Origin of the sequence: Patulibacter sp. NPDC049589 (genome assembly GCF_040675535.1) — a bacterium.
Lineage (GTDB): Bacteria > Actinomycetota > Thermoleophilia > Solirubrobacterales > Solirubrobacteraceae > Patulibacter.
Map to the genome: position 1 here is coordinate 1 of NZ_JBFAPC010000119.1, position 17,912 is coordinate 17,912.

Consider the following 17,912-nt stretch of genomic DNA (forward strand, 5'->3'; position numbering starts at 1 on the left):
CGGCCTGCTCGGCGGCGGCGGCAGCGGCCGACTCGTCGGCGGCGTTCTGCGCGGCCTCCTGGCTCGCGGCGGCGGCGGCGCTCTGCTCCTCGGCCTCGAGGCGGCGGGCGTCCTCGGCCTCGCGGTTGGCGGCCTCCTCGGCCTGGCGCTGCTCCTTCTCGGCGGACTCGCGCGTGCGGCGGGCCTCCTCGGCCTCCCACCAGGCGGCGGCGCCACCGGCGGCGGCGTCACCGATCGCGTGGGCGATCGCGGCGCAGGCGCGGATGGAGTCGTCGTTGCCCGGGACCGGGAAGTCGACGCCGTCGGGGTTCACGTTCGTGTCGACGAGCGCGATGACGGGGATGCGGAGCTTCGAGGCCTCTTCGACCGCGATCTTCTCGGAGTTCACGTCGACGACGAAGACGGCGTCCGGCGCGCGGCGGAGGTCCTTCACGCCGCCCAGGTTGATCTGGAGCTTGGCGAGCTCCTTGCGGCGCGTGATGCGCTCCTGCGACGGCAGCAGCTCGAGCTGGCCCTCGGCCTCGAGGCGCTCGAGGTCGTTCAGCGTCTTGATGCGCTTGCTCGACGTCTGGAAGTTGGTCAGGAGGCCCGGGGACCAGCGCTGGTTGACGTACGGCATGCGGGCGGCCTCGGCCGACTCGCGCACGGCGTCCTGGGCCTGGCGCTTGGTGCCGACGAAGAGGACCGTGCCACCGCGCTGGGCGATGTCGGAGACGAAGGCCTGCGCCTGGGCGAGCAGGTCGACCGTCTGCAGCAGGTCGATGACGTGGATGCCGGAGTGCTCGCCGTGGATGAACCGCGCCATGCGCGGGTTCCAACGACGGGTCTGGTGTCCGAAGTGGACGCCGGCCTCGAGCAGGTCCTTGATGCCGATCTCGGAGGACATAGGTACTTCCCTTGGGATGCGAAGAACACAGGATCCCGCTGGACCGGAGCGCGTTCCCGACGTGTCGGGCAGGGACGTTCCGGGGTGACCCGGCGGGGTAGGAATGGACGTTGCGAATGCGTGTCCGAACGGACGCGCGGACCCCTGATTGAACCAGGAACCGCCGTCCCGCGCGGTGACGCCTGGGCCTCAGGCGCCGCCGCGCGCCAGCTGCAGCGCGGCGGCGAGGTCCTGCGGCAGTGGCGAGAGGACCTCGATCGGGTCCCCCGTCACCGGGTGCGCGAACGACAGCCGCGCGGCATGGAGGAACTGGCGCTGCAGGCCGAGCGGGTGCGCGCCGGCCGGACCGGCCGCCCCGCCGCCGGAGCGCCCGTACTCGGGGTCGCCGGAGACCGGCAGCCCGACGGCCTTGAGGTGCACGCGGATCTGGTGCGTGCGACCGGTGTCGAGCGTGACCCGCAGCAGCGAGCTGCGCGGCAGCGTCTCCTCGAGGACGAAGTGCGTCACCGCGTTCCGGGGGGTGGCGGTGTCCAGCGAGTGCTTCGTGCGCACGTGCCGGTCGCGGCCGATCGGGGCGTCGATCGTCCCGGTGCGGGCGTCCGGACGGCCGTCGACGAGCGCGAGGTACTCGCGGGTCACGGTGCGCTCGCGGATCATCTCCTGGAGCGTCCGGTGCGCCGCGTCGGTCCGCGCCACGATCAGGAGGCCCGACGTGTCGCGGTCCAGGCGGTGGACGATGCCCGGCCGCTCGGCGTCGCCCCCGGGCGGCAGCTCGGAGGTGATCCAGCTCGACACCGCGTCGACGAGGGTGGGGCCGTGGTGGCCGGCGCCCTGGTGGACGACGAGGCCCGCGGGCTTGTCGACGACGAGCAGGTGCTCGTCCTCCCAGAGCACGTCGACGTGCGGGGCGTCGTGCCGGACGGGCCCGACGGACGTGACCAGCGTGCCGAGGTCGACCTCGAGCACCTGTCCGGCGCGCACCGCGAGCCGCTTCTGCGCGGGGTCGGCGGGCGCGCCGTCGACGTGCACGCCGCCCTCGGCGATCGCCTTCTGCGCGCGGGCGCGAGACCCGCAGGCCTCGGCGAGCACGACGTCCAGACGGGCCCCGTCCTGCTCCTCGGGAACCGTCAGCCGGGTGGCGGTCATCCGCGCTGGGGGCGGGTCTCCCGCCGGCCCTGCTGGGCCTTGGTCTTGCGCCGGTTCTCGAGCTCGACGACGACGACCAGGAGGATCATGCCGCCGACGATCGCCATGTCGGCGAGGTTGAAGGCCGGCCAGTTCGGGGGCTTCAGGAAGTCGATGACGGCGCCCTCGACGATGCGGTCCAGGACGTTGCCGATCGCGCCGCCGGCGAGCATCCCGGCGGCGAGCCAGGCGAGCCGGACGGTGCGGTTGCGGACGAACCAGACCGTCAGCGCCGCGAGGGCGCCGACGACGAGCAGCCCGACGATCCAGGGCTGGTTGCTGAAGCTCGAGAACGCGACGCCGTCGTTGCGGACGTACGTGAGGTCGAGGATCGGCAGGACCTCGTGCCGCGTCCCGCGGTCGATCGCCTGGACGACGAGGCGCTTGGTCAGCTGGTCGAGGACGAGGACGAGGACGGCCACCGCGAGGACGCGGCGGACGGCCAGGGCCCCGGCGCGGGCCTCATCCCTGGACAAGGGACACCACCACGCCGCCGACGATCCGCAGCAGGATGATCGCCACGATCGGCGACAGGTCGAACGGCCCCAGCGGCGGGATGAACCGCCGGAAGAACGCCAGGTACGGCTCGGCGGCGTCGCGGAGGAACCCGATCACGCTGCTGGTGAACGTGTTGTACGGGATCCGGACGCCCGCGCTCTGGACGATCGAGATGAGGAGGTGGGCGATGATCACCAGCGTGTAGACGAGGACCAGGGCCTCGACGAAGTCGGCGATCTGGCCGCGGGTGCTGGCGAGGGCGATGGAGTGGCTCACGGGGGTCATGCGACGTCCACCACGGCGTCGAAGGCGTCCTGGACGGCCTCGCGCAGCCCGCCGCGGTCGAGTGCGCGGAGCCCGCGGGCGGTCGAGCCGCCGGGCGAGGTCACGCCGCGCCGCACGGCGAGGGTGTCGTGGTCCTGGGCGCGCAGCAGGGCGGCGGAGCCCTCGATGCCCGCGGCGACCATACGGCCGGCGTCGGCGGGCGTCATGCCGTGGCGGACGGCCGCGTCGACCGTCGCCTCGGCGAACAGGCTGACGTAGGCGGGGAGCACGCCGAAGACCGCGGTCGCGCCGGCCATCTGGGCCTCGGGCAGCTCGACGACGGTCGCGCAGCGGCGCAGCAGGTCGACCAGCTCGGCGCGGATCGCGGCCTCGCCCTCGGGGGCCGACTCGCCGGGCTCCAGCGCCTCGATCGCGACGGCGACGACGCCCTTGCCGACGCCCGCGGGCGTGTTCGGCATCAGGCGGACGACGGGGCGGCCGGGGTAGGCGGCGCGGAGGTCGGCGATCGGGACGCCGCCGAGGATGGAGACGACGGCCTTCGCGGCGCCGGCCTCGCGGGCGGCGGCGGCCAGCTGGCCCGGCTTGTGGCCCAGGACGACGACGTCGGCCTGCTCCGCGAGCGCGGCGGCGCCGGCGACGGCCTCGCCGCCGAGCTCGGACGCGAGCGCCTGCGCCCGGTCGGCGACCGGGTCGAAGCAGAGCGCGGGCTCGCCGATCCCCCGCGCCAGCGCGGAGGCCATGTTGCCCGATCCGAGGTATCCCAAACGCATGAGCGACCCAGAACGGTACCGGTCCGCCGTCGACGGCCCCCCGCCCCCGCCACACAGGGAGGCGGGACGCGGCGTGGGGCCGTCCTGGGCCCCGTCCGGCGCGGGGCCGGCCGGCGCGACGGACGGGCGCTACGACTGGTTGAAGAAGCCCTTCTCGATCAGCTGCGCGCGTTCCTCCGCGGAGATCGAGACGTTGGCGGGCGTCAGCATGAAGACCTTGTCGGCGATCCGCTGCATGCCGCCGTCCATGGCGTACGTGAGGCCCGAGGCGAAGTCGATCAGCCGCTTGGAGAGGTCCGAGTCGGACGTCTGCAGGTTGATGACGACCGGGATGCCGTCCTTGAAGCGGTCGGCGATCTGCTGGGCGTCGTTGAACGACTTGGGCAGCACGAGGTGGACGCGCACGTCTCCCCCGGCCGCCGCGACCGCGCCCCGTGAGGGGCCGCCGACCGGGCGCAGGTGCGCTCCGCCGGAGCGGGAGGACGGTCCGTCCTCGTCGCTGAAGATGTCGTCGAAGTCCTCCCGCCGGCGGCGGGCTCGGTCGATCCTGCGCACGGGCGTGGGCTCCCTCACGGGTTCGCGAGCGCGTTCACGGCGATCGTCGTACTCCGGTTCATCGTCGTAGGTGTCGTCGTACGGATCGCGCTCCTCAGCGAGAGCGAAGTACACGAGCACCTTGTGCCAAGCGTCGCGGAAGGCCATGACTGGCGATTGATTCTCCCACGACGACCGAGTTCCTCCCCCGGACGTCGGATTCGTTCACATCCGTCGCCCGGGCAGCCGCTAAGGGGCCTCGAGCCCCGCCCCGCCCGTATCCGGGTCCGGGGCGCGCGGCGCGGGCCGGCGCTCAGCGCACGAGGGCGCTGCCCAGGCGCACGACGGTCGCGCCCTCCTCGACGGCGACCTCGAAGTCCTGGGTCGTGCCCATCGACAGGACGCCGAGCCCGTGCTCACCCGCGAGCTCGCGCAGCGCGGCGAACCACCGGCGGCTGTCCTCCGGGTCCTCGGCGTGCGGCGGCATCGTCATCAGGCCCGCCACCGGGACGGGGCAGCGCTCGAGCACGCCGGCCAGCTCGGCGGGCGCGATGCCGCTCTTGGCGTCCTCGCCGCTGACGTTGACCTCGATCAGGACGTCGAGCTCCGGGCGCGCGAGGTCGGCGTGGCGCTCCAGCCGCTGCAGGACGCTGTCGCTGGAGACCGAGTGGATGCGGCTCACGAGCGGCAGGATCTCGGGGACCTTGCGGGACTGCAGGTGGCCGATGAACTCCCAGCGCAGGGCCTCGGCCCCGGGCTGCCCGACCTTCTCGACCAGGGACTGGGCGCGGTTCTCGCCCGCCAGCCGGATCCCGGCCTCCGCGAGCTTCGCGGTCTGGTCGGCCGCGACGTACTTCGTGGCGAGGAGGACGTCGACGGTGTCGGGATCGCGCCCGGCGCGAGCGCACGCCGCGGCGATCCGCTCCCGGACGGCGGCCAGCCGCACGGCGACCTGCCCCGCGTCGATCTCCTGGATCACGTCAACCACGTGGCACCCGCCTGTCGTCCGGTGTCGCCGGCGTCGCGCCGGTGGGAGAAGAAGCGCTCCGGGGAGCAGATCGTGCAGACGCCGGCGACGAGGACGCGGTCGGCCCCGCCCGCCAGCAGCCGGAGTCGCGCGGCCTCGGCGAGGTCCGCGTTGGCCCCGGCGCGGACCGTGGGCCCGAGCGGCGCGAGCGCCGCGTGGACCTCGTCCCCGACCTCGTAGCAGCAGGCTCCGGCGCCGGGGCCGACCACGGCGGTGATCGGTCCGCGGCCGCCGGCGGCGCGCAGCGCGTCGAGGCCGGACTCCAGGACCCCGCCGACGAGCCCGCGCCAGCCGGCGTGGACGGTCGCGACCGCGCCGGCGGCCACGAGGGCGACGGGCAGGCAGTCCGCGCAGAGGACCACGCACGGCACGCCCGGCATCGCCGTCGCCACGCCGTCGGCCTCGCGGACCCGCTCGAGGTCGGCTCCGGGTAGGTCGCCGTCACCCGTGACGCGCAGGACGTCCGTCCCGTGGACCTGGTGCGGCTGCGCGAGCCGCGCACGATCCGTCCCGGCGTACGCGGCGAGCCGGTCGCGGTTGGCGCGCACGGCGGCCGGGTCGTCGGCCGTCCAGCTGCCGAGGTTCAACGACGAGAACGCGCCGGTCGACACGCCGCCGAGCCGCCCGGTGAAGCGGACCTCCGCGCCCGGGAGCGTGCAGGCGAGGCCGCCGTCGGCGGTCGGGCGCAGCAGGGGGGCGCTCACGTGCCCTCCCCCGTGGCGGCCTGCAGCTCGGCGTCGCGGACCGGCAGGGCCGGGTCCAGCCGGCCGTTGAGCTTCGCGTCGAGCGCGCGGCGCAGGGCCGCGCCGAGCTCCGGTCCGGCCGGCACGCCCGCGGCGAGCAGGTCGTGCCCACCGATCTCGAGGTGGACGTCGCGCAGCTCGTCGAACCAGCGCCGGGCGTTCTCGCCCCCGGCCAGCGCGATCAGCTCGACCGGCGCTCCGGACGCGGCGCGGTGGATCTCCGCCGCGGTGGTGGCGCGCTGGAGCGGCGAGGCGGTGCTCGCGCGCGAGCCCGCGCCGATGACGTCGGCCTCGGCGGACGTCCAGCCGGTGTCGGCGACCCAGGGCAGCAGGTGCCCGAGGTCGACCCCGGCGGTCGAGGCCGCCATGCGCAGCAGGTCGACGCGCCCCTCCGGGGGCAACAGCGCCAGCGCGGCCGGCAGGGCCGCGGGCTCCGGGTCGAAGCCGGGCGGCAGGAAGCGGGCGTTCAGCGCCAGGACCGTGCGGAAGACCGCGGCCGGGTCGGGCTCGCCGAGCGCGAGGCGCAGCTCGTTGCCGTGGCGGGCCCCGGAGATCGCGAACGGGTCGGCGTCGCCGGCCAGCACGCGGGTGCGGGGCTCGACCGAGAACCCGAGCCGTGCGGCGTAGCGGGCGGTCCGCCAGACCCGGGTGGGGTCGTCCCGGAACGCGCCGTCGTGGAGCACCCGCAGGGTCCCGCGCGCGAGGTCCTCGCGCGCACCCGCGACCTCGGCGATCCGGCCGTCGTCCAGCCGCAGCGCGATCGCGTTGACGGTGACGTCGCGCCGGACGAGGTCCTCCTCGACGGTCCCGACGGGTTCCACGTCCGGGAGCGCGCCCGGGTGCGCGTACGTCTCGCGGCGCGCGCGGGCGAGGTCGTGCAGCACGCCGTCGTCGGTCCGGACGGCCACGGTGCCGAAGCGGTCGTGCCGGGCGACGACCTCGCCGAGTCGCGTGGCCACCGGCTCGACCGGGCCGGTCAGGACGACGTCGAGCTCGCGCGGGGTCCGGCCCAGCAGCAGGTCCCGCACGGCGCCGCCCACGAGCCAGGCGCCGTCCTCCGGGCGGGCGGCGGCGAGCAGCCTCCGGGCGGCCGGGAGCTCCCGGAGCGCCTGGTACGCGTCCTCGGGCGTGCGGAGGGGAGGGGTGGGGACGGCCACGTCGAAGACCGTACCCTGATGGCCGGTTCGCCCCCCGACCCGCGCCGGCGCCGCCTGCTGCTCGGCGGCGGCGTGGTCCTCGTCCTGGTCGTCCTGGCGGGCAGCGGCGTCGCAGTCGTCCTGCACTTCCGCGGCCCCGAGGACGTCTCGAACCCGTCGGTCGAGTTCTCCGACGGCGGGACGACGACGTCGACGCAGCAGGCCCCGAAGGACGCGGTCGACCGCTACGACGACGGCGCCGACTGGCCGATGTACGGCGGCAACGCCCAGCGCACGCGGTACCTGCCCTCCGCGGCCCCCGAGCCGCTGCGCCCGCCGTTCGTCGAGCGCTGGGGCGTGACCGGACGCGTGCTGCTCGAGTTCCCGCCCGTGCTCTGCGGCCGGCGGATCTACTCGCTGCGCAACGACGGCCTGCTGCGTGCGGTCGACCGGCGGACGGGCGAGGTCGTGTGGCGCAAGCGGATCGGCAGCCTCGCGGCGTCCGCGCCCGCGTGCGGCGGCAGGCGGGTCTACGCGACCGTCCTGCGGCGCAACCGCTTCGTCAAGGGCGGCGAGGCCGTCGCGTTGCGCAGCACCAACGGCCACCGCGTGTGGCAGGTCCGGCTCGCGAGCCGCACGGAGTCGTCGCCGCTGCTCACCGACGACCGCGTCGTCTTCGGCACGGAGTCCGGCGACGTCCTCGCCCTGAACCGCTCCTCCGGCCGGGTGGTCTGGCGCTACCGCGCAGGGGCGCCGGTCAAGGCCGCGGTCGCCCGCGACGGCGACGCGCTGTTCGTCGGCGACTACTCCGGGAAGATGCACTCGATCTGGCTACGCAGCGGCCGCAGGCGGTGGGTCCGCCCGCTCGGCGGCCGGCTCTACAGCACCCCCGCCGTCGCCTACGGACGCGTCTTCGTCGGCAACGTCGACGGCTCCGTCGCGGCGATCGGCGAGCGCTCCGGCCGGCTCGCCTGGCAGCGCCGGACGAAGGGCTTCGTGTACTCCGCCCCCGCCGTCGCCCCCGTCTCCGGCCGCGGGCCCACGGTCTTCATCGGCTCCTACGGCGGCACGCTCTACGCGTACGACGCCCGCACGGGTCGCCCGCGCTGGACGAAGAACCTGGGTGGCAAGGTCTCGGGCGGCATCACCGTCGTCGGCGACCTCGTGATGTACGCCAACCTCGGCCGCAAGTCGCTGGGCATCCGGCGCGCCCAGGACGGGGCGCTGCTCTACAGCCACCGCTCCGGCGCGTTCGACCCCGGCATCTCCGACGGCCGGCGGCTCTACCTCGACACGTACACGAGCATCTACCACCTGGTCCCGAAGCGACAGGTCGCGCGCGACCTGGACTCGTTCAAGGCCGCGGCGGCCCGGCGCGGCGGCAAGCGCTAGCTCCGCCCGCGGGTCCGGCCGGCGCGGCGCGGCGGGAAGCGCCGGCCCCACGCGCCGGTCCGCCCGGCCGGTCCGCCGGCGTCGGGCGTCCGTCAGACCGTCGGGTCGCGGTACGGCCGCACGGCGATGCCGGCCTCCGCGATCTTCTGCTTCGCCTCGGCGATCGAGAACGTGCGGAAGTGGAAGATCGACGCGGCCAGCGCGGCGTCGGCGCCGCACTCCAGCGCCTCGACGAGGTGCTCCAGCGTCCCCGCGCCGCCCGAGGCGATCACGGGCACCGGCACCGCCGCGGCGATCGCGCGGGTCAGCGGCAGGTCGTAGCCCGACGTGGTGCCGTCGCCGTCCATCGACGTCAGGAGGATCTCCCCCGCGCCGCGCTCCACGCCCTCGCGGGCCCACGCCACGGCGCCGCGGCCGGTCGGCTTGCGCCCGCCGGCGACGTAGACCTCCCACGGGTCGCCCTCGACGAGGTCGGCGTCGGTCGGCACCGGCCCGCCCGGCCGCGCGCTGCTCGACCCGGCGACGCCCTTCGCGTCGATCGCGAGGACCACGCACTGGGACCCGAAGCGGTCGGCCATCTCGGTCAGCAGCTCGGGACGCGCGATCGCCGCCGAGTTGACGGCGACCTTGTCGGCGCCGGCGTCCAGCACGGCCTGGGCGTCCTCCACCGAGCGGATCCCGCCGCCGATCGTGAACGGTACGAAGACCTCGTCCGCGGCCCGGCGGGCGAGCTCGACGATCGTGTCGCGCTGGTCGCTGGTCGCGGTGATGTCGAGGAAGACGAGCTCGTCCGCGCCCTCGGCGTCGTAGCGCGCCGCGAGCTCGACGGGGTCGCCGGCGTCGCGCAGCCCGACGAAGTTCGTGCCCTTCACGACGCGGCCGGCGTCGACGTCCAGGCAGGGGATCACGCGCTTGAGGTGCATGGGTGGTCGGTCTTCGGGGCTCGAGGTCGGGTGGGGTGCGGGCCGGGCCGCGCGCCGCGGCGCGCGGCGGCCGGCCGCGCGGCCTAGCGGTCCTGCAGGGCCGCGTGGCCCTCGGCGATGGTGAAGCGCTTCTCGTAGAGCGCCTTGCCGGTGATGACGCCGCCGAGGTTGACGAGACGCGCCTGGGCGAGCTCGCGCAGGTGCTCGGTGGTGCCGATGCCGCCGGAGAAGATCCACGAGCCGCGGACGGCCTGGGAGATGCGGCGGACCTCGTCCATGTCCGGTCCCGTCTCGAGCCCGTCGCGGTCGGCGTTGGTGTAGACGAACCGGCGCACGCCGCGCTGCTGCAGGCGCTTGATCGCCTCGGCGCCGTCGATCTCGGTCGTCTCGAGCCAGCCCTTGGTGGCGACCTTGCCGCCGCGGGTGTCGACGGAGACCATCACGCGGTCGCGGTGGCTGCCGAGGACGGAGTCCAGGAAGTCCGGGTCGGTGATCGCGGCTGTGCCGAGGATCACGCGCTCAGCACCGGCGTTCAGCGCGGCCCTGACGGCGTCGATGGAGCGCAGGCCCCCGCCCCACTGCACGGGGACGTCGAGCTCCTCGGTGATCGCCGCGAGCTGGTCGAGGTGCGCGGGCTCGCCGCTCTTGGCGCCGTCGAGGTCGACGAGGTGCAGGAAGCGCGCGCCGGCCTCGACCCAGGAGCGGGCCGCCTCCAGCGGGCTGTCGCGGTAGACGGTGGACTCGTCGAAGTCCCCGCGCACCAGGCGCACCGCCTGACCGTCGAGGATGTCGATGGCGGGGTACAGGATCACGTGGTTCACCTCGTACAGGCCACGGCGAACCCGCGCAGCACGCGCAGGCCGTCCGTGGACGACTTCTCGGGATGGAACTGGGCACCGTGCACGTGGCCGCGGCTGACCGCGGTCACGAACGGCGAGCCGTAGTCGCCGCGCGCGACGACGTCGGCGGGCTCCTCCGGCCGGGCGACGAACGAGTGCACGTGGTAGAACGCCGTGCCGTCGGGCAGGCCGGCGCGCAGCGGCGACGTCGTGCCCTCCGACCAGGTGACGGAGTTCCAGCCGATGTGCGGGAGCTTCAGGCCCAGCGCGGGCGTCAGGCCCTGCACCGGACCGGGCAGCAGGCCGAGGCCCGCCGCGCCGCCGCGCTCGTCGGAGCGGTCGAAGAGCAGCTGCATGCCGAGGCAGACGCCGAGCAGCGGCGTGCCGTCGGCGACGCGAGCCTTGATCTCGGCGCCGAGGCCGGTCTCGCGCAGGCGCTGCGCCCCGGCGGGGAACGCGCCGACGCCGCAGAGGACGAGCCCGTCGGCATCACGGATGGCGGCGAGGTCGTCGGTGACGGTCGCGTCGGCGCCCGCCCGGGTGAGCGCCTTCTCGACGCTGCGGCGGTTGCCCATGCCGTAGTCGACGACCACGATCCGGGCTGGACGGTCGCCGTCTGGGCGCACGGGCTCGGCGTCGCCCGCGACGTCGCCGGCTCCGCCGCCCGTGCCGAGGTCGAGTGCGCTCATCCGGTGAGCGTCCCCTTGGTCGACGGCACGCCGTGCTCGTCGGGGTCGATCGCCACGGCGACGCGCAGCGCGCGCGCCAGGGCCTTGATGCCGGCCTCGATCATGTGGTGCGACCCGCGGCCGACCTCGATCTCGAGGTGGATCGTCGCGCGCGACGTCGCGGCGACGGCGCGGACGAACTCCTCGAGCAGCTCGTGCTCGAAGCCGCCGGTCACGCCGGGCGGCAGCAGCCCGTGGTCCTCGAAGACGACGAACGGGCGGCCGGACAGGTCGACGTGGCAGGTCGCGCGCGCCTCGTCCATCGGGACGGTCGCGGACCCGTAGCGGCGGATGCCGACGCGGTCCCCGAGCGCCTCGCCGATCGCCTGCCCCAGCACGAGGCCCGTGTCCTCGACGGTGTGGTGGCTGCCGGTCTGCAGGTCGCCGTGCGACGTGACCTGCAGGTCGACCTTCGCGTGACGCGTGAAGAGCTCGAGCAGGTGGTCGAAGAAGCCCACGCCGGTCGTGCGCGTGCCCGTCCCGGTGCCGTCGAGGTCGAGCGTGAGCTCGATGCTGGTCTCGCCGGTCGAGCGCTGGATGGAGGAGGTGCGGGTCATCGGCCCGGACCATTCTGCCGGGCGCGCATCGACGCCGCGTGCACGACGAACCCCTCGGCGTCCGCGATGCGGATCCCGGCGTCCGCCAGGGGCCCGGTCGCGCCGTCGAGGTGGACCTCGTTCATCGTCCGGCGGAACGTCCGCGCCGACAGCGTCGACGCGAAGCGGGCCGCGCCGTCGGTCGGCAGCGTGTGGTTGCTGCCGGCGACGTAGTCGCCGAACGCGGTCGCGCCGGACGGGCCGACGAACACGCAGCCGGCGCTGCGCACGAGCGGCGCGAGCGGCTCGATCGTCGGGCCGACGAGCTCCAGGTGCTCCGCGGCGAACGCGTCGGCGACGGCCAGCCCGGTCTCCGGATCGGGCACCAGGACGCTCGCGTACGCGGCGCCGGTCTCGTCCAGCGGCGCGCTGCCGCCGATCCCGGGCTCCAGGAGCGCCCAGACGGCGTCCTGCATCGCGGGGTCGTCGGTCACGAGGACGACGAGCGAGCCGTCGCCGTGCTCGGCCTGCGCGGCGAGGTCCAGCGCGACCAGGCGCGGGTCGGCGGCGGCGTCGGCGAGCACGAGCAGGTCGCTCGGCCCGGCGAATCCGTCGATACCGACCTCACCGGCGAGCTGCGCCTTGGCCTCCTGGACCCAGAGGTTGCCCGGGCCGACGAGCACGTCGACGCGCGGCACCCGCTCGGTGCCGAGCGCCAGCGCGGCGACGCCGTGGGCGCCGCCGAAGCGGTAGACGCGAGCGGCGCCGGCCAGCCGGCAGGCGGCGCGCAGCACCGGGTCGTCGGACGGGCTCGCGACGACGACCTCGTCGACGCCGGCGGCGCGGGCGGCGACGACGCCCATGATCGCGGTGGACGGGTACGGTGCCCGGCCCCCGGGCACGTAGACGGCGGCGCGCCGGACGGGGACCTCGCGCACGCGGACGCGCTGGCCCTGGGGCAGGACGACGTCGCGGTCCTCGTGGACGGTCGCGGCGGCGACGAGGCCGACGTTCTCGATGGCGAGCTCCAGCGCGGCGCGCAGCTCGGGCTCGAGGGCAGCGACCGCGCCGTCGAGCTCCGCATCGGGGACGACCAGCGGCTCCAGCTCGGCGCCGCCGACCCGGTCGAACCGGCCGGCGTGCTCGAGCAGCGCGGCGTCGCCCCGGCGGCGGACGTCGTCGATCAGCGTCGCGACGCCCTCGGCGACGTGGCCGCCGCCCGGCACCAGCGCCCGGATCCGCTCGGCCGCCGCGGTGGCGTCGGCCGCGGCGTCGACGGCGAGCCGCTCAACCGGCAACGAGTGCCTCCCGCAGGCGGTCGACGTCCGCGGCCTTCAGGCGGTGGGTCGCCGGGTTGGCGATCAGGCGGGCGGTCGACGTCGCGATCTCCTCGCGGATCACCAGGCCGTTCTCACGGAGCGTGGTGCCGGTGGCGGTGAGGTCGACGATCGCGTCGACCAGCCCGGTCAGCGGCGCGAGCTCGACGGACCCCTTGACCTCGACGATCTCGGCCTGGCGTCCCGTGGACTCGAGGTAGCGGGTCGCGATCGTCACGTACTTCGTGGCGACGCGCATGACGCCGAGGCGCCGGAGCGCCTCCTCGCCGGGGTCCGGGTCGCCGGCGATCGACGCGAGGACCATCCGGCACGGGCCGTAGCCCAGGTCGGCGAGCTCGACGACGTCGCGGGAGTACTCCATCAGGACGTCCTTGCCGGTCACGCCGACGTCGGCCGCGCCGCTCTCGACGTAGGTGGCGACGTCCGAGGGCCGCATGGTCACGATGCCGACGTCCTCGAAGAGGAGCTTGCGGTCGTTCTCGCGGACCTCCCGCGTGTCGACGCCGACGCGGTCCAGCGCGTCGAGCGTCGGTCCCATCATCACGCCGCGGGGCACGGCGATGCGCAGGCCGAACGGGTTCACGAGGAGACCTCCGCCGACGTCGACCCACCGGGCAGCGGCTTGGCACCGCCGGCGATCGGGGCGTGCGGACCGGTCGGCACGACCGCATCGGGGTCGGGCGCGAGCGCCGCCCCGGCGCCGGCGGCCCAGCCGACGCGCCAGGAGCCGCGGGCCTTGCCGACCTGCGCGGTGTGCAGCGCGTCGACGTCGAGCGCGAACCCGACGGCGGGGAGGTCGCGGCCGAAGCGGCCGAGCAGGTCGTCGTACCGGCCGCCGCCGCCGATGGCGTGGCCCTGGCCGGGCGCGTAGACCTCGAAGATGGCGCCGGTGTAGTACCCCAGCTTGCGGGTCAGGCCGAGATCCAGGATCAGGTGCGAGCGCACGTCGGCCTCGAGCTGCTCGATGACCTGACGGACGCCGCGGGTCGCCGCGACGGCGCGCGGGTCGGTCAGGGCGTCGAGGACCTCGGGGCCACCGCGACGGGACGCGACGTCGAGCAGGACGGCCGCGGTCTCGGCGTCGACGGCCGCGCGGACCTCGCGCTCGAGACCGACGTGGTCGCGGGTCGAGAGCTCCCGGAGGATCGCCGCCTGCGCGACCTCGTCGACGCCCGCGCCCTGCAGCAGCGCCGGGAAGATGGAGGCGTCGCCGACCGCCACGCGGGCGTCGCCGAGGCCGACGGCCTTCAGCGCGCCGACCAGCACGGTGAGCGCCTCGGCCGTGCCCTCCGGGGCGCCGGCGCCGAGCAGCTCGATCCCGGCCTGCAGGACCTCGCGCGACTGCCCGCGACCGGGGACGATCCCGCGGTACAGGTGGGCCTGGTAGCTCAGGCGGATCGGCAGCGGCGCGTCGGAGAACCGCGAGCTCACGAGGCGCGCGATCGGCACGGTCATGTCGGAGCGCAGGACGAGCGTCTCGCCGTGCTCGTCGACGGAGCGGAAGCGCGGGTCGGCAGCGCCCGAGGAGGCCGCGACGCCCGCGCGCTCGAGCACGGCGGCGTACTCGACGGCCGGCGTGGCCACCTCGCCGTAGCCGTGGCTGGTGAACACGTCGCGGAGCGCGGCGACCACGCCGTGGCGCTCGCGCATCTCGTCAGGCAGCACGTCCCGCGTGCCGCTGGGGATCGGCAGCGTCATCGCCCTGGATCATCGCGGGTCGCGCCCGCGGGCGACGTGCGGTCCCGGGCGACCCGCCCCCGGACCCGGGTTCGTGCCCGGAGTCCCGGGTCACGACGGGCCGGTGGGATCTCAGCCGACCGCGACCTCGGCGTCCTCGGGGACGCGCTCGATCTGGGCGCCGAGCGCGCGCAGGCGCTCGTCGATGGCCTCGTAGCCGCGGTCGATCTGGTCGACGTTGTGGATCGTGCTGCGGCCGTCGGCGCAGAGCGCGGCGATCAGCAGCGCCATCCCGGCGCGGATGTCCGGGGACGTCATCCGCTCGCCGTGCAGCTCGCACGGACCGGAGACGATCGCGCGGTGCGGGTCGCAGAGCGTGATGTCCGCGCCCATGCCGACGAGCTTGTCGGTGAACACCAGGCGGTTCTCGAACATCCACTCGTGGATCAGGACCGACCCGGTCGCCTGGGTGGCGAGGGCCACCGCGATCGAGGTGAGATCGGCGGGGAACGCCGGCCAGGGACCGTCCTGGACCTTCATCTTGTGCTCGCCGACGTCGCGGGCGGTCCGTAGGTCCTGGCCGCCGGGCACGAGGACGGTGGTGCCCTCGAGCTCGGAGTGCAGGCCGAGCTTGCCGAAGACGAGGCGGATCATCCGCAGGTCGTCGGGGGCGACGTCGGTGATCCGCACCTCGCCGCCCGTGACGCCGGCCAGCGCCATGAACGAGCCGATCTCGATGTGGTCGGGGCCGACGGTGTGGTCGCAGCCGCTGAGATCCGCCTGGCCGACGACGCGCAGGACGTTGGAGCCGATGCCGTCGATCGTGGCGCCCATGCTCACGAGCATCCGCGCGAGGTCCTGGACGTGCGGCTCACACGCGGCGTTGCCGATCACGGTCGTGCCGGGCGTGAGCGCGGCGGCCAGCAGCGCGTTCTCCGTCGCCATCACCGACGGCTCGTCCATGAAGATCTCGCCGGCGACGAGGCCGCCGGCGGGGGCGGACATCTCGATGTCGCGGCCGAGCTCGAGCGTGGCGCCGAGCGCCCGGAACGCGTCGAGGTGCGGATCCAGCCGTCGCCGACCGATGACGTCGCCGCCGGGGGGCGGCATCGTGCAATGGCCGAAGCGGGCGAGCAGCGGCCCGGCGAGCAGGAACGAGGCACGGATCCGCTCGGCGTCCTCGCGCCGCAGGCCGTCCTCGGCGCGGAGCGACCCGGCGTTCAGGCGGACGGCGTGGTCGTCGAGCCACTCGACGCTGACGCCGAGCCCCTCGAGCAGGTTGATCATCGACTGCACATCGCGAATCCGCGGGACGTTGCGGATGACCACGTCCTCGCTCGTCAGGACGGACGCAGCGAGGATCGGGAGGGCGCCGTTCTTGTTTCCGGCGGGACGGACGGTGCCCGAGAGGGGGCGGCCGCCGTCGATTACGAACTTCTCCATGGGGATGGGGGGTCCGGTGTCGAGGCGCAAGCGGGGGCCGTGCGCCCGCGATCGTCCGCCCACGGACCAGCCGGAGAGGCTAGCACCGGGGCGACCGGTCACCGGGGACCCCACCGAGTGCCCGGCGGCACCGTGTCCGGGGCCCGCCGCCGGGCCCCCGGCGGACATCAGGGCCAACCGCGGGCAGGGCTGGTTCACCAGGCGTGCGATCGGGCGCACGGAGCCCGGCGCTACCCTCGTAGGAATGACCGACACGCTCACGATCACCATCCTCGAAGGCGACGAGACCGGTCAGGAGCTGCTCGACCAGTCGGTGAGGATCTTCGATCCCGAGGTCCTGGGCTTCGACGTGACGCTCGACCGCTTCGACCTGTCGCTCGAGAAGCGCCGGGAGACCGGCAACCAGATCGTGCACGACGCGGCGAAGGCGATGCGCGAGAGCGGCCTCGGCGTCAAGGCCGCCACGGTCACGCCCGAGGGCAAGGACGACGTCGGCTCCCCCAACCGCATCCTCCGCGAGGAGGTCGACGGCAAGGTCATCATCCGCACCGGCCGCCGCATCCCGGGCGTCACCCCCGCCGCCGGCATCCACTTCCCGATCTCCGTCGTCCGCATGGCCGTCGACGACGCCTACGGTGCCAAGCAGTGGCGCGAGGGCGGCGAGGGCGAGATCGACGAGATCGCCTACCGGACCGAGAAGATCAACCGCGGGACATGCCGCGCGGTCGCCGAGTATGCGTTCCGCACCGCGATCAAGATGCGCGGCCGCGTCTACGGCGGCCCCAAGTGGACGGTCTCCCCCGTCTACGAGGGGATGCTCAAGGAGGAGCTCGACCGCGCCGCGGCCGACAACCCCGACGTGCGGTACCAGCCGGTCCTGATCGATGCGACGTACGCGGGTCTCGTCTCCGGCGACGCCGACGGCCCGCTGGTCATCCCGGCGCTCAACCGCGACGGCGACTGCCTCTCCGACCTCGTCCTCCCGCTGTTCGGCTCCATCGCCGGCGCCGAGTCGACGCTGCTCTCGTTCAACGAGGACTACACCCCGCGCGTCGCGATGGCCGAGGCCCCGCACGGCACGGCCCCGTCGCTGCTCGGCAAGGACGTCGCCAACCCGATGGCGATGATCCTCGCCAACGCGGCCGTCCTCCACTACGGCGCGCAGATCCACGGCGTCGAGGCCGCAGACGTCGCCTCGCGCGCGATCTACGAGTCGGTCCTCGAGGGCGCCTCCGCCGGGATCAAGACCCCGGACCTGGGCGGCGCCTCGTCGACCACGGAGGTCACCGACGACGTGATCAACCGCGTCCGCACCAAGATCGACGTGTGGGCGTCGCTCGGCTCCCACTGACCCCCCCACTGAGGACGCCGGCCGCGCGACGACTCCGCGGCCGGCGGGCGCGCGACCCATGTGGCCCGGCCCGCACAACGTCCCGCGCGGAGCCGCATCCGTCCGCACGTCACCACCTCTCCGCGCGCACGACGCTCCGTAGGCCCGGCCGTGATGCGCATCGCCTCGGAGCACCTCGAGGAGGGCGACCCCGGTGAGCGACACCGCCGGCGGCGGGCCCGGACGGCTGGTGAGCCATCACACCGAAAGCCACGACCACCCGCAACGACGGAAGGCCCACACGACGGGCGCCGAAGCGACAAAGGGCTCGGGAACGACGAGGGGCCCCGCTTGTGCGGGGCCCCTACAACGTCGAAGCGCCCCGCAATTGCGGGGCGCTTCAACACGAATTTCGGCGGCGACCTACTCTCCCAGGCCCTTGCGGGCCAAGTACCATCGGCGCTGAGGGGCTTAACTGCTCTGTTCGGAAAGGGAAGAGGTGTATCCCCCTCGCCATAACCACCGAAAAGCCTCGAGAAACCGAGCCTACTTCGGGAGCCTTTGAAAACTACACAGCGGGTATCACAAAGTACCGTCAAGCCCTCGGACCATTAGTACCGGTCTCCTACAGGCATTACTGCCC

At 74.5% G+C, this 17,912-nt stretch carries 19 protein-coding genes and 1 rRNA gene; 2 read left to right on the forward strand and 18 right to left on the reverse strand.

All coding sequences use genetic code 11. The features are described 5' to 3' along the window. From rpsB to AB0L40_RS19420, 9 genes are all read right to left on the reverse strand, one after another. The coding region (gene rpsB, locus AB0L40_RS19380) for a 30S ribosomal protein S2 (protein ID WP_364358269.1) at window positions 1–886 on the reverse strand (886 nt) is incomplete at its 3' end. Between the two features lie 189 nt (window positions 887–1,075). Continuing rightward, the gene (locus tag AB0L40_RS19385; protein ID WP_364358272.1) at window positions 1,076–2,032 is read right to left on the reverse strand and encodes an RluA family pseudouridine synthase; all 957 of its coding nucleotides are present in this window, start codon (window positions 2,030–2,032) and stop codon (window positions 1,076–1,078) included. After that, complete coding sequence (lspA, locus tag AB0L40_RS19390; RefSeq protein ID WP_364358275.1) at window positions 2,029–2,547, reverse strand: signal peptidase II; 519 nt, start codon at window positions 2,545–2,547, stop codon at window positions 2,029–2,031. Before lspA ends, AB0L40_RS19385 begins: the two co-directional genes overlap by 4 nt. Beyond that, window positions 2,534–2,854, reverse strand: coding sequence for a YggT family protein (locus AB0L40_RS19395; protein ID WP_364358278.1), 321 nt, complete (start codon window positions 2,852–2,854; stop codon window positions 2,534–2,536). Before AB0L40_RS19395 ends, lspA begins: the two co-directional genes overlap by 14 nt. Further along, window positions 2,851–3,624: a pyrroline-5-carboxylate reductase dimerization domain-containing protein gene (locus AB0L40_RS19400; protein ID WP_364358281.1), complete on the reverse strand. Its 774-nt coding sequence runs from the start codon at window positions 3,622–3,624 to the stop codon at window positions 2,851–2,853. Before AB0L40_RS19400 ends, AB0L40_RS19395 begins: the two co-directional genes overlap by 4 nt. A gap of 129 nt (window positions 3,625–3,753) precedes the next feature. Beyond that, window positions 3,754–4,326 (reverse strand): cell division protein SepF, encoded by a 573-nt coding sequence (sepF, locus tag AB0L40_RS19405; protein WP_364358284.1) that lies wholly within the window; start codon window positions 4,324–4,326, stop codon window positions 3,754–3,756. A gap of 145 nt (window positions 4,327–4,471) precedes the next feature. Next, window positions 4,472–5,146, reverse strand: coding sequence for a YggS family pyridoxal phosphate-dependent enzyme (locus tag AB0L40_RS19410; RefSeq protein ID WP_364358287.1), 675 nt, complete (start codon window positions 5,144–5,146; stop codon window positions 4,472–4,474). Beyond that, window positions 5,134–5,889: a peptidoglycan editing factor PgeF gene (gene pgeF / locus AB0L40_RS19415; protein ID WP_364358290.1), complete on the reverse strand. Its 756-nt coding sequence runs from the start codon at window positions 5,887–5,889 to the stop codon at window positions 5,134–5,136. Before pgeF ends, AB0L40_RS19410 begins: the two co-directional genes overlap by 13 nt. Further along, on the reverse strand, window positions 5,886–7,085 hold the full coding sequence (locus AB0L40_RS19420; RefSeq protein WP_364358293.1) for a hypothetical protein: 1,200 nt from the start codon (window positions 7,083–7,085) through the stop codon (window positions 5,886–5,888). The genes pgeF and AB0L40_RS19420 overlap by 4 nt, the downstream gene beginning before the upstream one ends. A gap of 18 nt (window positions 7,086–7,103) precedes the next feature. Here AB0L40_RS19420 and AB0L40_RS19425 point away from each other — a divergent pair, with 18 nt between their 5' ends. Next, a complete protein-coding gene (locus AB0L40_RS19425; protein WP_364358296.1) occupies window positions 7,104–8,456 on the forward strand; it encodes a PQQ-binding-like beta-propeller repeat protein in 1,353 nt (450 codons plus the stop codon). 92 nt (window positions 8,457–8,548) lie between these two features. On the opposite strand, the gene hisF is transcribed toward AB0L40_RS19425, so the two are convergent. From hisF to murA, 8 genes are all read right to left on the reverse strand, one after another. Then, on the reverse strand, window positions 8,549–9,379 hold the full coding sequence (gene hisF, locus AB0L40_RS19430; RefSeq protein WP_364358299.1) for an imidazole glycerol phosphate synthase subunit HisF: 831 nt from the start codon (window positions 9,377–9,379) through the stop codon (window positions 8,549–8,551). Window positions 9,380–9,462: 83 nt separating this feature from the next. Further along, window positions 9,463–10,191 carry a 1-(5-phosphoribosyl)-5-[(5-phosphoribosylamino)methylideneamino]imidazole-4-carboxamide isomerase gene (gene hisA / locus AB0L40_RS19435; RefSeq protein WP_364358302.1) on the reverse strand — a complete coding sequence of 243 codons (729 nt, stop codon included), beginning with the start codon at window positions 10,189–10,191 and terminating at the stop codon, window positions 9,463–9,465. Between the two features lie 5 nt (window positions 10,192–10,196). After that, window positions 10,197–10,907 (reverse strand): imidazole glycerol phosphate synthase subunit HisH, encoded by a 711-nt coding sequence (hisH, locus tag AB0L40_RS19440; RefSeq protein WP_364358305.1) that lies wholly within the window; start codon window positions 10,905–10,907, stop codon window positions 10,197–10,199. Then, entirely contained in the window at window positions 10,904–11,503 is a 600-nt protein-coding gene (gene hisB, locus AB0L40_RS19445; RefSeq protein ID WP_364358308.1) for an imidazoleglycerol-phosphate dehydratase HisB, read from the reverse strand. Before hisB ends, hisH begins: the two co-directional genes overlap by 4 nt. Then, complete coding sequence (gene hisD, locus AB0L40_RS19450) at window positions 11,500–12,780, reverse strand: histidinol dehydrogenase (protein ID WP_364358311.1); 1,281 nt, start codon at window positions 12,778–12,780, stop codon at window positions 11,500–11,502. Before hisD ends, hisB begins: the two co-directional genes overlap by 4 nt. Next, window positions 12,770–13,402, reverse strand: coding sequence for an ATP phosphoribosyltransferase (hisG, locus tag AB0L40_RS19455; RefSeq protein WP_364358314.1), 633 nt, complete (start codon window positions 13,400–13,402; stop codon window positions 12,770–12,772). Before hisG ends, hisD begins: the two co-directional genes overlap by 11 nt. Then, window positions 13,399–14,517: an ATP phosphoribosyltransferase regulatory subunit gene (locus tag AB0L40_RS19460; RefSeq protein ID WP_364358317.1), complete on the reverse strand. Its 1,119-nt coding sequence runs from the start codon at window positions 14,515–14,517 to the stop codon at window positions 13,399–13,401. The genes hisG and AB0L40_RS19460 overlap by 4 nt, the downstream gene beginning before the upstream one ends. A 111-nt stretch (window positions 14,518–14,628) precedes the next feature. Next, entirely contained in the window at window positions 14,629–15,939 is a 1,311-nt protein-coding gene (murA, locus tag AB0L40_RS19465) for a UDP-N-acetylglucosamine 1-carboxyvinyltransferase (RefSeq protein ID WP_364358320.1), read from the reverse strand. Between the two features lie 244 nt (window positions 15,940–16,183). On the opposite strand from murA, the gene AB0L40_RS19470 reads away from it, so the two are divergent. Next, window positions 16,184–17,290 (forward strand): isocitrate/isopropylmalate family dehydrogenase, encoded by a 1,107-nt coding sequence (locus AB0L40_RS19470; protein WP_364358323.1) that lies wholly within the window; start codon window positions 16,184–16,186, stop codon window positions 17,288–17,290. 389 nt (window positions 17,291–17,679) lie between these two features. On the opposite strand, the gene rrf is transcribed toward AB0L40_RS19470, so the two are convergent. Next, a 5S ribosomal RNA gene (rrf, locus tag AB0L40_RS19475) occupies window positions 17,680–17,796 on the reverse strand. Window positions 17,797–17,912 lie beyond the last annotated feature (116 nt).